Below are 15399 nucleotides of genomic sequence, written 5' to 3' on the forward strand. Positions count from 1 at the left end.
TTACCTCTGCCCCATCCCAGGGTCTTTCCTATTTAATCCAATTGGCGTCGCTGCTCTTAGCGCCGCGCATCAATCTATAATGCCTGATAATTGGCGCAAGCCTGCATGACCTTGATCATATCCATGGTCGGTTTTACGTCATGGACACGAATAATATGTGCGCCCTGCTGAATACTCAAGAGCGCGGCGCTCAGGCTGCCCGAAAGACGCTCGCTCGGCGGCACGTTAAGCAGGTTGCCTATCATGCTCTTGCGCGACAGGCCGATAAGCAGCGGCAGGCCAAATGCCTTAAGCTCGGCCTGACGGTTTAACAATTCATAGTTATGTGACAGTGTCTTACCAAAGCCATACCCAGGGTCCAGCAGCAGATTGTCTCTGGCGATTCCGGCATCCAGACAGGCCTCGATACGCTCCTCAAAGAAGGCACTGATATCCCCTATGATATCTTGGTATACGGGTGAGTCTTGCATGGTTCTCGGTTGTCCCTGCATATGCATCAAACAGACGGGCACATTCAGCTTGGCGGCCACGGCTAGGGCACAAGGCTCCTGCAGGGCGCGCACATCGTTGATCAGATGGGCGCCGGCGGCAACCGCCTCACTCATCACCTCAGGCTTGCTGGTGTCGACCGAGATCCACACATCGTGATTGGCACTGACATATTCCACCAGGGGGATCACCCGATCCAGCTCATGTTGCACGCTGACCTCGGCCGCGCCGGGGCGGGTCGACTCACCACCGATATCTATGATGCTGGCGCCCTCACCGACTAATGTATCGGCATGGCGACAGGCCGGCTCAAGATTGGCGAAGCGACCACCGTCTGAGAAGGAATCCGGCGTCACGTTAAGTATTCCCATCACTCTGGGCTGGGAAAGGTCCAGGCGTTTGTCGCCACAGACAAGTTGAAACCCTTGCTGCAAGATAGGCTCCTCGATCACACTGATGACGTAAACAAGAAAACCCCGTTAAGGGGTTTTCTGAGATAATGCAGTTAATCTATCGCAACGATGATTACTTGATGACAGGTGATTCATCACCTTCTTTTGGCTCGCTCGCAGGCTCGGCGGCAGGCACTTCACTCGGCTCTGGCGATGTAACCGCCTCACCACGACCGCCATTACCCTTACCGTTTGAACCATTCTCATCCATGTTCCAATCGGCCGGTGCACGCACCTCACGACGGGCCATCAGATCGTCAATCTGAGTCGCATCTATGGTCTCGTACTTCATCAGTGCATCTTTCATGGCATGAAGGATATCCATGTTATCGGTCAGGAACTGATGCGCGCGTCCATAGTTATTATCGATCAGCTGCTTCACTTCGAGATCGATAATCGACGCCGTCTCATCCGACATATGCTGCGCCTTAGCCATGCTACGGCCGAGGAACACTTCGCCCTCATCTTCGGCGTACAACACCGGACCTAGCTTGTCCGAGAAGCCCCATTGGGTCACCATGTTGCGCGCAATCGTAGTCGCATACTTGATGTCTTGAGAAGCACCGGTAGAGACACGCTCGCTACCATAGATCAACTCCTCGGCGATACGTCCACCATAGGCCACAGAGATCTGACTCTCGAGCTTACGACGGCTCTGGCTGATGGCATCCGCCTCAGGCAGGAAGAAGGTCACACCCAAGGCGCGGCCACGAGGAATGATAGTCACCTTGTGCACAGGATCGTGCTCGGGTACCAGACAGCCAACGATAGCGTGACCCGCTTCGTGATAGGCGGTCATCTCTTTCTCTTCTTCAGACATCACCATGGTGCGGCGCTCGGCGCCCATCATGATCTTGTCTTTGGCGCTCTCAAACTCTTCCATACCCACCACGCGGCGATTACCACGGGCAGCAAACAGCGCCGCTTCGTTTACCAGGTTAGCCAGATCGGCACCAGAGAAGCCTGGCGTACCGCGGGCAATCACGCTCGCCTTAACGTCATCGGCCAGCGGCACCTTACGCATATGCACCTTAAGGATCTGCTCACGACCACGTACGTCTGGCAGGCCAACCACCACTTGACGGTCGAAACGTCCCGGACGCAGCAAGGCTGCATCCAATACGTCTGGACGGTTAGTCGCGGCGATAACGATGATACCTTCGTTACCCTCGAAGCCATCCATCTCAACCAGCATCTGGTTAAGGGTCTGCTCACGCTCGTCGTGACCACCACCAACACCCGCGCCACGCTGGCGACCTACGGCATCTATCTCATCGATGAAGATGATACAAGGCGCAGACTTCTTCGCCTGCTCAAACATGTCGCGAACACGTGAGGCACCGACACCGACAAACATCTCAACGAAGTCAGAACCGGAAATCGTGAAGAAAGGCACCTTGGCCTCACCGGCAATCGCCTTGGCAAGTAGAGTCTTACCCGTACCTGGAGGACCAACGAGGAGCACACCGGTAGGTATACGGCCACCCAGTTTCTGGAACTTAGTCGGCTCTTTAAGATAATCGACCAGCTCTTTGACATCTTCCTTGGCCTCGTCGCAACCGGCGACGTCACCGAAGGTGGTCTTGATCTGATCTTCGCTCATCAGCTTGGCTTTACTCTTACCGAAAGACATGGCGCCTTTACCGCCACCGCCCTGCATCTGGCGCATGAAGAAGATCCATACCCCGATGAGTAACAGCATAGGGAACCAAGAGATGAAGATCTGTGTGAGGAAACCTGACTCTTCGGCTTCCTGACCTTTCATGGTCACACCCTTACGGTCAAGATCGTTGATCAGATCCTGATCATACATAGGCATGATAGTGGTAAATTTTTCCCCGGTTCTTTTGGTACCCTCGATGGTACGCTGGTCACTCTTCACCTCGACGGTGTTGATCTGGCCGGAGCGAACATCATCCAAGAAAGTTGAATAATCCATCTTCATGGAGTTCGATGAAGAGGGGGAGTAGCCCTGAAACACTGACATCAGCACGACGGCGATGACAACCCAGAGAATTAAATTTTTTGCCATATCACTCAAAATTACTAGACCTCATACAGTCTTGCGGTTACTGACGTTAGGTTACTACAACTTGTAACCCGTCGCCACAAGATAGACTTCACGCGAACGCGGTCGCGACGAGTCTGGCTTACGTGTTTTAACGGTGGTAAATGCCTCTCTCACCGCCTTCATATACTCATCAAAGCCCTCCCCCTGAAAGACTTTGACAGCAAAACTACCATTTGGTGCCAACACCTGATGACACATATCCAGTGCCAGCTCCACCAAATACATGGCGCGCGGCTGATCCACACCGCCCGTACCACTCATATTAGGTGCCATATCCGACAACACAACATCGACTTTAGCATCGCCGACCCGTTCGAGTAAGGCGTTAAGCACCTTCTCCTCGCGAAAATCGCCTTGCAGGAAATCGACACCGACGATGGGGTCCATAGGCAGAATATCGCAGGCGATAACCTTACCCGTCTCTCCCGCCAACTTGACGGCAATCTGCGACCAGCCCCCGGGCGCGGCCCCGAGATCCACCACAGTCATGCCGGGGCGGATCAGCTTATCCTTTTGTTGTATCTCTTCTATTTTAAACGCAGCGCGCGAACGCAATCCCCGTTTCTGCGACAACTTAACATAATGATCATCGAAATGTTCCTGCATCCAACGGGTGGAACTGGCTGTTCGTTTTTTACCTGACATTTAAAATCCGCAACAAATATGAGTTACACAAAGGCTATATGAGGGTAGAATAGCGGTTTTTCAACAGTAACTCAGCATAAAGTTGGTAGAAATGAACTTAACAACCAAACAAAAACAGCATCTAAAAGGCTTAGCGCATAACCTCAAGCCTGTTGTGCAGCTTGGTGCCAATGGCCTGACTGAAGGTGTACTGGCTGAAATTGATAATGCACTCTCTCATCATGAATTAATCAAAGTGAAAGTTGCCTCTGGAGACAGAGAGCTAAAAAATGCAGTCGTTGACGCCATTGTACGCGAAACTCAAGCTGAAAAGGTTCAGCTTATCGGTCACGTATTGGTCCTATTCCGTCAATCTCCAGAGATGAAGATTGCCGTACCAAGAGCAAAATAACTCCTGGACTCATGCCCACAAAAAAGCCGCTATCGATAGCGGCTTTTTTGTGGGCATGAGTCCATGCATAAATCAGTTTAGATATACTCTACCGCAGTGATCTCATAATCTGTCATACCACCCGGGGTCTGAATAGAGACTTCATCCCCTTCCGATTTACCCACCAGGCCGCGAGCGATCGGCGAGGTCACAGAAATAAGGTTAGCCTTAATATCGGCTTCATCTTCACCCACGATACGGTAGGTAAATTCCTCGTCGCTATCCAGGTTCAAAATGGTTACCGTGGTGCCGAAAATAACACGACCCGTATTTTCCATCTTGGTCACGTCGATGATCTGTGCATGAGACAGCTTGCCTTCGATATCGCGCACGCGGGCCTCACACAGCCCCTGCTCTTCGCGGGCGGCGTGGTATTCGGCGTTCTCTTTCAGATCGCCTAGTTCACGCGCAATCCCAATGGCCTCGGCAATTTTTGGACGCTTCTCAAACTTCAAAAAATCTAACTCTTCACGCAGTTGATTTGCACCAACAACTGTCATTGGAACCTTATTCATAGGAACACTCGTCTCCTCAAAACAAAAGCAGCCTAGTCAGCCTGACCACTAGGGCCACTGACCAGGAATAAAGAACGCTTGGAATCCATCTATTCTATACCCTGATGCATAGAGAAGCTATCGGATCCCCAAGAGATTGTTAGCGCGCCATCAGAACTGTGTGTTCCATGGCGCGCCCAAGGCAAGCAAGATGGCGCCATTCGCCCAGTATCAAGATTGCCTTGTTATATCTATTTCAACGAATTGAACGCCCATAAAAAAGGCCGCTTGCGCGGCCTTTTCGTAAGGGGTAACCCTTAGCCTTTAATGCGCTGGTGCAGCTCCTGCACTGAAGTCACATTGGTGCGACTGTCGGCAGAGTGCGCCATACAGGTCGCGAAGGCGGCGTTCAAGGTTGTGGTGTAGTTCACCTTGTAACGCAGCGCGCCACGACGCAGCTGACGTGAGTCTTCGATCGCCTGGCGGCCTTCGGTAGTGTTCACGATATAGGTGTACTCGTCGTTCTTGATACGGTCAAGAATGTGCGGACGACCTTCGTGTACCTTGTTCACCAGACGAGGATTGATACCCGCCTCGCCCAGCACTACTGCGGTGCCGTGGGTGGCATCGATCTCATAGCCCAACTCGATCAGCTTGGCGGCCAGGTCGGCAACACGCTTCTTATCGCTGTTACGTACAGAGAGCAGCGCACGGCCAGACTTAGGCACCTCAGAGGTCGCACCCAGCTCAGCCTTAGCATAGGCCTCGGCGAAGGTAGCACCCACACCCATTACCTCACCGGTAGAGCGCATCTCAGGGCCAAGTAGCGGGTCAACACCCGGGAACTTGTTGAACGGCAGCACTACTTCTTTCACCGAGTAGAAAGGTGGGATCACCTCTTTGGTAAAGCCCTGCTCTTCCAGACTCTGACCGGCCATGACGCGCGCGGCGATCTTAGCCAGCGGTACACCCGTCGCCTTAGAGACGAATGGTACGGTACGGGCCGCACGCGGGTTAACCTCGATCATGTAGATGGTGTTGTCTTGTACCGCGAACTGCACGTTCATCAGACCCACAACGCCGAGTTCCATCGCCAGCTTGCGCACCTGTTCGCGCATCTGATCCTGGATCTCCTGGCTCAGTGTGTATGGAGGCAGCGAACAACCCGAGTCACCCGAGTGAACACCCGCCTGCTCGATATGCTCCATGATGGCGCCAACCACAACAGTCGTGCCGTCACATACTGCATCGATATCCACCTCGGTGGCGTTATCGAGGAAGTGATCCAGCAGTACTGGCGAGGCGTTAGAGACGCTTACCGCTTCGTTGAAGTAACGACGCAGGTCTTGCTCGTCGTACACGATCTCCATCGCGCGGCCACCCAGTACGTAGGATGGACGTACCACTAGCGGGTAACCGATACGCTCGGCGGAGATCACGGCACCTTCTACCGTAGTGACGGTATCGTTTTCCGGCTGCTTCATCTCCAGGCGTTGAATCGCCTGCTGGAAACGCTCACGGTCTTCGGCGCGGTCAATGGCATCCGGGCTGGTACCAATAATTGGCACACCGGCGGCTTCCAGGTCACGCGCCAGTTTCAGCGGCGTCTGACCACCGTACTGCACGATAACCCCTTTAGGCTGCTCGATGCGGACGATCTCCAGCACATCTTCCAGGGTTACAGATTCGAAATAGAGTCTGTCAGAGGTATCGTAGTCGGTAGAGACTGTCTCTGGGTTACAGTTAACCATGATGGTCTCGTAACCATCTTCACGCAGGGCAAGCGCCGCGTGCACACAGCAGTAATCGAACTCGATACCCTGACCGATACGGTTAGGACCTCCACCCAGCACCATGATCTTGTCGCGGTTAGATGGGTTAGCCTCACACTCTTCCTCATAGGTCGAGTACATGTAGGCGGTATCGGTTGAGAACTCGGCGGCGCAGGTATCGACGCGCTTGTACACAGGGTACACTTCGTGACGGTAACGCAGCTTACGCATCTCTGACTCGCTAACACCCATCAGGGCCGCCAGACGCGCATCGGAGAAACCTTTGCGCTTGAGCTTGTAAAGGAAATCTTTGTCCATGCTAGCCATGCCAGCTTCTTTCACCTGGTTCTCAAGTGATAGCAGCTCTTCAATCTGCACCAGGAACCAAGGGTCGATATTGGTCAGCTTGAAGATGGCATCCAGACTCAGACCAGCGCGGAAGGCATCGGCGATATACCAGATACGCTCGGCGCCTGGCTCTTTCAGCTCGTGGCGAATACGCGACAGGGCATCGTTATCTTCGACATCGACGATAGGATCCAGGCCATTAACGCCGACTTCTAGGCCGCGCAGTGCTTTTTGCAGCGACTCCTGGAAGGTACGGCCAATCGCCATCACCTCACCCACAGACTTCATCTGAGTGGTCAGACGATCATTTGCGCCGGCAAATTTCTCGAAGTTGAAGCGTGGCACCTTGGTAACCACATAGTCGATGGCAGGCTCGAACGAGGCAGGGGTGGCACCGCCTGTGATGTCGTTGCTCAGCTCATCCAGGGTGAAGCCCACGGCTAGCTTGGCGGCGATCTTGGCGATAGGGAAACCTGTCGCTTTCGATGCCAGGGCAGATGAACGCGATACACGCGGGTTCATCTCGATGATCACCATACGGCCATCTTTCGGGTTGATACCAAACTGAACGTTTGAACCACCGGTTTCTACGCCGATCTCACGCAGTACCGCCAGTGAGGCGTTACGCATCAGCTGATATTCTTTGTCAGTCAGGGTCTGCGCCGGTGCGACTGTAATTGAGTCGCCGGTGTGCACGCCCATAGGATCGAAGTTTTCGATAGAGCAGACGATAATACTATTATCGTTGCGGTCACGAACCACTTCCATCTCATATTCTTTCCAACCGATGAGCGACTCGTCGATCAGCAGCTCGTTGGTCGGTGACAGCTCGAGACCCTGAGAACAGATCTCCTCGAACTCCTCCTTGTTGTAGGCGATACCGCCGCCCGAGCCACCCATGGTGAATGATGGACGGATAATACAAGGGAAACCAACCTGCTCAAGTACCTCGTAGGCATCTTCCATGCTGCGGGCGATACCGGCGCGAGGACACTCGAGACCAATCTTCTTCATCGCCGCATCGAAACGGCTACGGTCTTCGGCCTTGTCGATGGCATCGGCCGTCGCGCCGATCATGTCGACGTTAAATTCGGCCAGCACACCTTCTGCCTCCAGGCGCAGGGCACAGTTCAGTGCAGTCTGACCGCCCATGGTCGGCAGAATCGCATCGGGACGTTCCTTAGCGATGATGTTGCGCACCACTTCCCAGTGGATAGGCTCTATGTAGGTCGCATCGGCCATCTCTGGGTCTGTCATGATGGTCGCTGGGTTAGAGTTCACCAGAATAACCCGGTAACCCTCTTCACGAAGCGCCTTACACGCCTGGGCACCAGAGTAGTCAAACTCACATGCCTGACCGATAACAATCGGGCCAGCACCCAGGATAAGAATACTTTTTATGTCTGTACGTTTTGGCATTGCTGAAACTTTCTCCCGGACTACTTGGCGTTATGACGATATTCTTCGATCAACTCGATAAAGTGATCGAACAGCGGCGCGGCGTCGTGTGGACCCGGGCTTGCCTCAGGGTGGCCCTGGAAGCTGAACGCTGGCTTGTCGGTCAGGTGAATACCCTGCAACGAGCCGTCGAACAGCGACTTGTGAGTCACCTTAACGTTGGCCGGCAGGCTGGTCTCATCGGCAGCAAAACCATGGTTTTGGCTGGTGATCATCACGTTGCCCTTCTCCAGGTTGCTTACCGGATGGTTGGCACCATGGTGACCAAACTTCATCTTCAGCGTCTTAGCGCCAGAGGCCAGTGCCAACAGCTGATGGCCAAGGCAGATACCAAAGAGTGGAATGTCAGTCTTGAGGAAAGCCTGAATCGCTTCGATGGCGTAGTCACATGGCTCTGGGTCGCCAGGGCCGTTTGACAGGAAGATGCCATCTGGATTCATCGCCAGCACTTCGGCAGCTGGGGTTTGCGCCGGTACTACGGTCACATCGCAGCCACGGTCAACCAGCATACGCAGGATGTTGCGCTTAACGCCGTAGTCGTAGGCCACGACCTTGTATTTCAGTTCTGACTCAGGAGTGTCACTCGGCAGGCCGCCCACCAGACGCCAGCTACCGCTGCGCCATTGGTATTGCTTCTGCGTGGTCACTTCTTTGGCCAAGTCCATGCCTTTCAAGCCAGGGAACGCCTTGGCAGCCGCCAGCGCCTTAGCTTCATCCATGTCACCCACTAAGATGGCACCCGCTTGTGCCCCTTTTTCCCTGAGGATACGTGTTAGTTTACGAGTGTCGATATCGGCAATGCCTACAACATTGTTGCTTTTTAGGTAATCGCTGAGGGATTGCTCATTTCTGAAGTTGCTCGCCAGTAGCGGTAGATCGCGGATGATCAGACCACAGGCATGGACGGCTTCAGATTCGGTATCTTCACTATTGGTACCAGTGTTACCAATGTGCGGGTAGGTTAGAGTAACAATTTGACGAGAATAGGAAGGATCCGTGAGGATCTCTTGGTAACCCGTCATGGAAGTGTTAAATACCACTTCACCAACTGCGAGTCCATCAGCACCGATTGCAGTGCCAGAGAATACGGTTCCATCTTCGAGTACGAGTAAGGCAGACTTTGTCAACGCGACCTCCGAAAAGAGCCAAGCCATTGAATAATAAGGTTTTATTTTGTGTTTAAAATACCAACTTCCGCTTAAATACGAAATTTTGACAAATTCCGACAATTTTAAAGGTAATTGTGAAGCTCGTCTATAGATAAGCGGTACTTTCTTTCAAAAAAAAACGCCAATTTGGCGTTTTTTTTAAATACTAATCCTTCAGGCCCAAGACCTGTTGCATGTCGTATAATCCGGGGCCCTGATCGCCCAACCAAAATGCGGCGCGCATGGCACCGTTGGCAAAGGTCATTCGACTCGAGGCCTTATGGGTGATCTCCAAACGCTCACCGATATCGGCGAACATGGCGGTGTGCTCACCCACCAAATCGCCGGCGCGAATGGTAGAGAAGCCTATGGTCTCACGGCTACGCTCTTCGGTGATCCCCTCACGGCCATAGACGGCGCATTTTTCCAGATCCCGACCCAAGACCTCGGCGATCACCTCGCCCATCTTGAGTGCAGTGCCTGACGGCGCATCTTTCTTATGTCTGTGGTGACCCTCGATGATTTCGATATCTGTGTAGTCGCCCATCACCTCGGCGGCCAGCTCCAGCAGGCGCCACATCAGGTTGACCCCCACAGACATGTTAGGCGCCATCACGATCGGCGTGTTCTCGGCGTAGGCGGCAATCTGCTCTTTCTGGGCATGATTGAAGCCTGTAGTGCCGATGACGATCGCCTTACCGTTACGCGAACACCAGTCGGTATGCACCACACTGGCCTCGGGCGAGGTAAAGTCGATCAGGATATCGAAGTCGTCTACGGCATTGTCCAGCGAATCAGTGATGGCAACATTCATCGCGCCCACACCGGCGAGTTCGCCCGCATCGACACCTATCAATGTGGAACCCGCACGCTCAACCGCCGCACCTAAATAGATATTGCTGCTGAGTTTTGCCGATTCAATAAGAGTTCGGCCCATGCGACCACTGCCACCGGTTATCGCCACTCTTACTTGCTCTGTCATCTAATTCTCCTAAACATTTGCTGCGGTTATTTGAGCACAAGGCTAACGCCAAATCATTTCAAAAAAAAGCCTAAGCAAACGCTTAGGCTATTTCGATTAGATAATGTCGAGCAATTCCACTTCGAACACAAGTGCCGAATAAGGAGGAATTGAGGCACCTGCGCCACGCTCGCCATAGGCCAGGTGATGCGGTACATACAGCTTCCACTTAGAACCAACTGGCATAAGTTGTAGTGCCTCGGTCCAACCGGCGATCACGCCAGAAACTGGGAACTCGGCAGGCTGGTCGCGCAGTACTGAACTGTCGAATACGTCGCCGCTGATGAAAGTACCATGGTAGTGAGTACGCACAGTCGAATCATAGCTAGGCTTGTCGCCTGAACCTTCGGTAATGATCTCATATTGCAGACCAGACTCCAGGGTCACAACGCCGTCACGCTTTTGGTTTTCAGCGAGGAAAGCTTCGCCTTCGGCCGATGCAGCCGCAGCAGCTTCTTCCTGAACCTTTTGAATACGCTGACTAATCTCAGTGAATGCAGTTTGAAGCTCTTGCATAGAGACAGCACTCTCTTTACCTTCAAACGCATCTGACAGACCAACCTGAACAGCTGAAATATCGATACCTTCGAATGAGTTAGCTGCGAGTTGCTCGCCTAATTGGCGGCCAACGCCATAGCTGGCGTGCTGTTCAATTGTGGTGAACTTATCAGACATAATGATTGTACTCTCATTTATTCAATTAATTTCGCGGCGGATTTTATCACAGACTGTGATAAAAAAGCCAAAAATTGACCCTAGTCGCAGCGATTTTTTCCACTGGCGCTTGCACTGCGGTACAGCGGCGTCACCTCTGGCAACATCTGCTGCAGATCGGCGATGCGGTGGTCATGGGACGGATGGGTCGACAGCAGCTCTGGGCCCTGACTGCCTCCCGCCTTGGCCATGTTTTGCCACAGGCTTATGCTCTGGCTGGGGTCAAACCCGGCTCTGGCCATCAGCTCGACGCCCATGACATCGGCCTCACTCTCCTGGGCACGGCCATAGGGCAGGATAAAGCCATATTGGGCGCCCAGGCCAAGGGCCGACATGTAGAGGTCTTTGTTGCTCAGGCCGCTGACATCGATGGCGGCGCCGGCGATCTGCATGCCAACGCCTGTCATCTGTGCCCGCGACACCTGCTCGTTGCTGTGGTTGGCCAGCACGTGGGCCACCTCATGACCGATAACGGTCGCCAGCTGATCCTGATTTTTAGCCACTTTTAGCAATCCGGTATAGACACCAATGTGGCCACCGGGCAAGGCGAAGGCGTTAACCTGATCCGATTCAAACACCACTACCTCCCAGTTGGGCTGACGGCCCGGCAATACCGAGGTGATGCGGTTTGCCACACAGGCCACATACTGATTGACCTGCTTATCCTGGCTCACCTTCTGCTGCTTCTTCATCTCGGCAAAAGACTCGGCCCCCATCTGATCCATCTGCTGGGCTGAAAACAGCAGGGTCTGCTTACGCCCTGTGGGCGATTGTGTGGTGGCGCAGCCGGCTAATAAAAGTATTACCAGCGCCGCGGTTAACTGTTTCATCTCTCATCCCTTCTCGTTATGAAACCTTATTCTTGACTATTTAAAGATAGCTAATACCAATCACGGTAAGTAAGTGATCAGAAATAGTGCAGGAAAAACGCTCGAGAACAAGGCAGAATTTTTCGATAAGTAGTTATTCTACAAACAAAAACAGTAACTCAGTTATCGGACGTTTTAACAAACTAGCATGATCAATTATTGACTTCGATTGGTATAAAACATGTGGCGATAAAAAAACCTCGCATCGCGAGGTTTTTCATTGTGTATCAGCAAGGCTTAGCTGTTCAAGTCCTGAAAGAACTTCTTCACGCCATCGAAGAAACCTTCCGCCTTAGGGCTGTGCTTCTTTGATGACCCCGTCAGGGTGTTATCGAACTCACGTAGCAGTTCTTTCTGCTTGTCGTTCAGATTCACCGGCGTTTCCATCACCACCTTACACAGCAGGTCGCCGACCGCATGGCTGCGCACCGACTTGACCCCTTTGCCACGCAGACGGAACATACGACCGGTCTGGGTTTCCGATGGGATCTTCAGGTTGACCTTACCATCGAGTGTCGGCACTTCGATCTCACCGCCCAATGCCGCCGTGCTAAATGAGATAGGCACTTCGCAGTAGAGGTTGTTACCGTCACGTACGAAGATGGCATGCTCACGCACTGTGACCTGTACATAGAGATCCCCTGGAGGTGCGCCAAACTCGCCCGCTTCCCCTTCGCCCGACAGACGAATGCGATCGCCGGTATCCACACCCGCAGGAATTTTCACCGACAGTGTCTTGCTCTTCTCTACGCGGCCTTCGCCATGACACTTTCCGCAAGGATCTTTGATGATCTTACCTCGGCCATGACAGGTAGGACAGGCTTGCTGCACAGCGAAGAAACCTTGGCGCATCTGCACCTGGCCCTGACCGTGACAGGTACCACATGTGGTCGGAGAGGTGCCTTTCTTGGCGCCGCTACCGTCACAGAGGTCACAGGTGGCTAAGGTTGGAATACGCAGCTCTTTAGTCAGGCCACGTACCGCCTCTTCCAGTGACAGTTCCAGGTTGTAACGCAGATCTGAGCCGCGCGCCGCTTGACGCTGGCCACCACGGCGTCCACCACCGAAGATGTCACCAAATACGTCACCGAATACATCACCGAAGTCGGCGCCACCGCCAAATCCGCCACCGCCGCGATTAGGATCGACACCCGCATGACCAAACTGGTCATAGGCCGCCTTCTTATCGCTGTCGGTTAGAATTTCGTAGGCTTCTTTTACCTCTTTGAAGCTGGCTTCGGCCGCCTTGTCACCTGGGTTGCGGTCCGGGTGAAATTTCATGGCGAGGCGCTTATAGGCCTTCTTAATCTCACGCTCGCTGGCGTCGCGACCTACGCCCAATACTTCGTAATAATCTCGCTTTGACATAGTCTCATACTTTCTGCGCTAGGGTCTGTTGACCTTTTAGGTTTACTTTTTGTTCAATCTAAAAAGATCAACTGCCCCTTAAGTTATACGAACGGGCGTTAGAGTTACCCCATAACGCCCGCTGGAAATAATTTAGGCTGGGCCTGAATTATTTTTTGTCGTCTTTAACTTCTTCAAACTCGGCATCGACAACATCATCAGCAGGAGCTTCGTTAGACTGCTGAGCCTGCTCGCCTTGGCCAGCTTGCGCCTTAGCCTGAGCGATCTCCATCAGCTTGGCAGACGCTTCCATCAGAGCTTGCGTTGCCTTTTCGATAGCTTCTTTGTCGTTGCCCTTAGTGGCAGTGTCGACGTCAGCCATCGCAGCTTCGATCTTCTCTTTGTCTTCGCTTGGCAGTGCATCGCCCGCTTCTTCGATCTGCTTCTTAGTCGCGTGAACCATGCCGTCAGCCTGGTTGCGTGCAGACACAAGCTCTTCGAACTTAGCATCTTCATCGGCGTGCGCCTCAGCGTCACGTACCATAGCTTCAACTTCTTCATCGCTCAGACCTGAAGAGGCCTTGATGGTGATGTTCTGTGCCTTACCCGTCTTCTTGTCGGTCGCAGACACGTGCAGAATACCATCGGCGTCGATATCGAAGGCCACTTCAATTTGTGGCATGCCACGTGGTGCAGGCTCGATACCTTCCAGGTTGAACTGACCCAGCGACTTGTTGGCGCTAGATTGCTTACGCTCACCCTGTAGCACGTGAATGGTTACCGCGCTCTGGTTGTCATCGGCCGTTGAGAAGGTCTGACTAGCCTTAGTCGGGATAGTGGTGTTCTTCTCGATAAGCTTGGTCATCACGCTGCCCATGGTTTCGATACCCAGAGACAGAGGCGTTACGTCTAGCAGCAGTACGTCTTTCACGTCACCAGCCAGTACACCCGCCTGAACCGCAGCACCGATAGCAACCGCTTCATCAGGGTTAACGTCTTGACGCAGCTCTTTGCCGAAGAAGGCAGAAACTTCTGCACGAACCTTAGGCATACGGGTTTGACCACCCACCAGAATCACTTCGTTGATGTCTGATACAGACAGGTCTGCGTCAGCCAGTGCCACTTTTAGCGGCTCGAGTGAACGTTGGATCAGGTCTTCAACCAGAGACTCAAGCTTGGCGCGAGTGATCTTAACCACTAAGTGCTTAGGACCTGTCGCATCTGCCGTGATGTATGGCAGGTTAACTTCAGTCTGAGTCGTGCTAGACAGCTCGATCTTCGCCTTCTCGGCAGCTTCTTTCAGACGCTGCATCGCCAGTGGATCGTTACGCAGATCCAGAGACTGTTCTTTCTTGAACTCGTCGGCCAGGTAGTTGATCAGACGGTTATCGAAGTCTTCACCACCTAAGTGAGTGTCACCGTTGGTTGCCAATACTTCGAAGGTCTGCTCGCCATCTACGCTATCGATCTCGATGATAGAGATATCGAAGGTACCACCACCTAAGTCGTATACCGCAACGATGTTGTCGCCTTGCTTCTTATCGATACCGTAAGCCAGTGCCGCAGCAGTAGGCTCGTTGATGATACGCTTAACTTCCAGACCAGCGATACGACCGGCGTCTTTGGTCGCCTGACGTTGTGAATCGTTAAAGTAAGCCGGAACGGTAATTACCGCTTCGGTTACTGGCTCGCCCAGGTAGTCTTCGGCAGTCTTCTTCATCTTCTTCAGAATCTCTGCAGAAACTTGTGGCGGTGCCATCTTCTTATCGTGCGCTTCAACCCATGCATCACCGTTGTCTGCCGCGATGATCTTAAATGGCATGATGTCTACGTCGCGCTGTACTTCGTCATCTTTGAAACGACGACCGATAAGACGCTTAATAGCAAAGAAGGTATTCTTTGGGTTTGTTACAGCTTGGCGTTTCGCAGGCTGACCAACTAATACTTCTTCGCCTGTATATGCGATGATCGACGGGGTAGTGCGATCGCCTTCCGCGTTTTCAATCACGCGTGCTTTATCGCCATCAAGTACAGCTACACAAGAGTTAGTTGTACCTAAATCGATACCAATAATTTTACCCATGGAGTCCTCCAAAAAAACTTTTAACTTACGCTAACTTTGTTATCTGATTCAGATATGG

12 protein-coding genes are annotated in these 15399 nt (G+C 52.9%); 1 reads left to right on the plus strand and 11 read right to left on the minus strand.

The genetic code is table 11. From position 1 onward, the window contains the following. Nucleotides 1-74: 74 nt before the first annotated feature. The 3 genes from folP to rlmE all read right to left on the minus strand — a co-directional run bounded on the left by folP (nucleotide 75) and on the right by rlmE (nucleotide 3657). Complete coding sequence (folP, locus tag K0H80_RS14475; protein ID WP_220074003.1) at nucleotides 75-860, minus strand: dihydropteroate synthase; 786 nt, start codon at nucleotides 858-860, stop codon at nucleotides 75-77. A 154-nt stretch (nucleotides 861-1014) separates the two neighbouring features. Then, nucleotides 1015-2982 carry an ATP-dependent zinc metalloprotease FtsH gene (gene ftsH, locus K0H80_RS14480; RefSeq protein WP_220072031.1) on the minus strand — a complete coding sequence of 656 codons (1968 nt, stop codon included), beginning with the start codon at nucleotides 2980-2982 and terminating at the stop codon, nucleotides 1015-1017. A gap of 45 nt (nucleotides 2983-3027) precedes the next feature. After that, complete coding sequence (gene rlmE / locus K0H80_RS14485; protein WP_011866632.1) at nucleotides 3028-3657, minus strand: 23S rRNA (uridine(2552)-2'-O)-methyltransferase RlmE; 630 nt, start codon at nucleotides 3655-3657, stop codon at nucleotides 3028-3030. A 91-nt stretch (nucleotides 3658-3748) separates the two neighbouring features. Here rlmE and yhbY point away from each other — a divergent pair, with 91 nt between their 5' ends. Beyond that, nucleotides 3749-4048: a ribosome assembly RNA-binding protein YhbY gene (gene yhbY, locus K0H80_RS14490; RefSeq protein ID WP_033537396.1), complete on the plus strand. Its 300-nt coding sequence runs from the start codon at nucleotides 3749-3751 to the stop codon at nucleotides 4046-4048. A gap of 77 nt (nucleotides 4049-4125) precedes the next feature. Here the strand turns inward: yhbY and greA are convergent, their stop codons facing one another. The 8 genes from greA to dnaK form a co-directional block, all read right to left on the minus strand. After that, a complete protein-coding gene (gene greA / locus K0H80_RS14495; RefSeq protein WP_011866634.1) occupies nucleotides 4126-4602 on the minus strand; it encodes a transcription elongation factor GreA in 477 nt (158 codons plus the stop codon). Nucleotides 4603-4898: 296 nt separating this feature from the next. Continuing rightward, nucleotides 4899-8120: a carbamoyl-phosphate synthase large subunit gene (carB, locus tag K0H80_RS14500; RefSeq protein WP_011866635.1), complete on the minus strand. Its 3222-nt coding sequence runs from the start codon at nucleotides 8118-8120 to the stop codon at nucleotides 4899-4901. Nucleotides 8121-8140: 20 nt separating this feature from the next. Next, on the minus strand, nucleotides 8141-9313 hold the full coding sequence (gene carA / locus K0H80_RS14505; RefSeq protein ID WP_011866636.1) for a glutamine-hydrolyzing carbamoyl-phosphate synthase small subunit: 1173 nt from the start codon (nucleotides 9311-9313) through the stop codon (nucleotides 8141-8143). Nucleotides 9314-9473: 160 nt separating this feature from the next. Further along, nucleotides 9474-10289 carry a 4-hydroxy-tetrahydrodipicolinate reductase gene (dapB, locus tag K0H80_RS14510; protein WP_011866637.1) on the minus strand — a complete coding sequence of 272 codons (816 nt, stop codon included), beginning with the start codon at nucleotides 10287-10289 and terminating at the stop codon, nucleotides 9474-9476. 96 nt (nucleotides 10290-10385) lie between these two features. Continuing rightward, nucleotides 10386-11003, minus strand: a complete 618-nt coding sequence (bamJ, locus tag K0H80_RS14515) for a BamJ family beta-barrel-assembly machinery protein (protein WP_220072032.1) — start codon at nucleotides 11001-11003, stop codon at nucleotides 10386-10388. Nucleotides 11004-11083: 80 nt separating this feature from the next. Further along, complete coding sequence (locus K0H80_RS14520; RefSeq protein WP_220072033.1) at nucleotides 11084-11872, minus strand: M48 family metallopeptidase; 789 nt, start codon at nucleotides 11870-11872, stop codon at nucleotides 11084-11086. A gap of 276 nt (nucleotides 11873-12148) precedes the next feature. Then, nucleotides 12149-13279: a molecular chaperone DnaJ gene (gene dnaJ / locus K0H80_RS14525; RefSeq protein WP_220072034.1), complete on the minus strand. Its 1131-nt coding sequence runs from the start codon at nucleotides 13277-13279 to the stop codon at nucleotides 12149-12151. Between the two features lie 148 nt (nucleotides 13280-13427). Then, nucleotides 13428-15341 (minus strand): molecular chaperone DnaK, encoded by a 1914-nt coding sequence (gene dnaK, locus K0H80_RS14530; protein WP_011866641.1) that lies wholly within the window; start codon nucleotides 15339-15341, stop codon nucleotides 13428-13430. Nucleotides 15342-15399 lie beyond the last annotated feature (58 nt).

This window comes from Shewanella aegiceratis (assembly GCF_019457495.1).
GTDB lineage: Bacteria > Pseudomonadota > Gammaproteobacteria > Enterobacterales > Shewanellaceae > Shewanella > Shewanella loihica.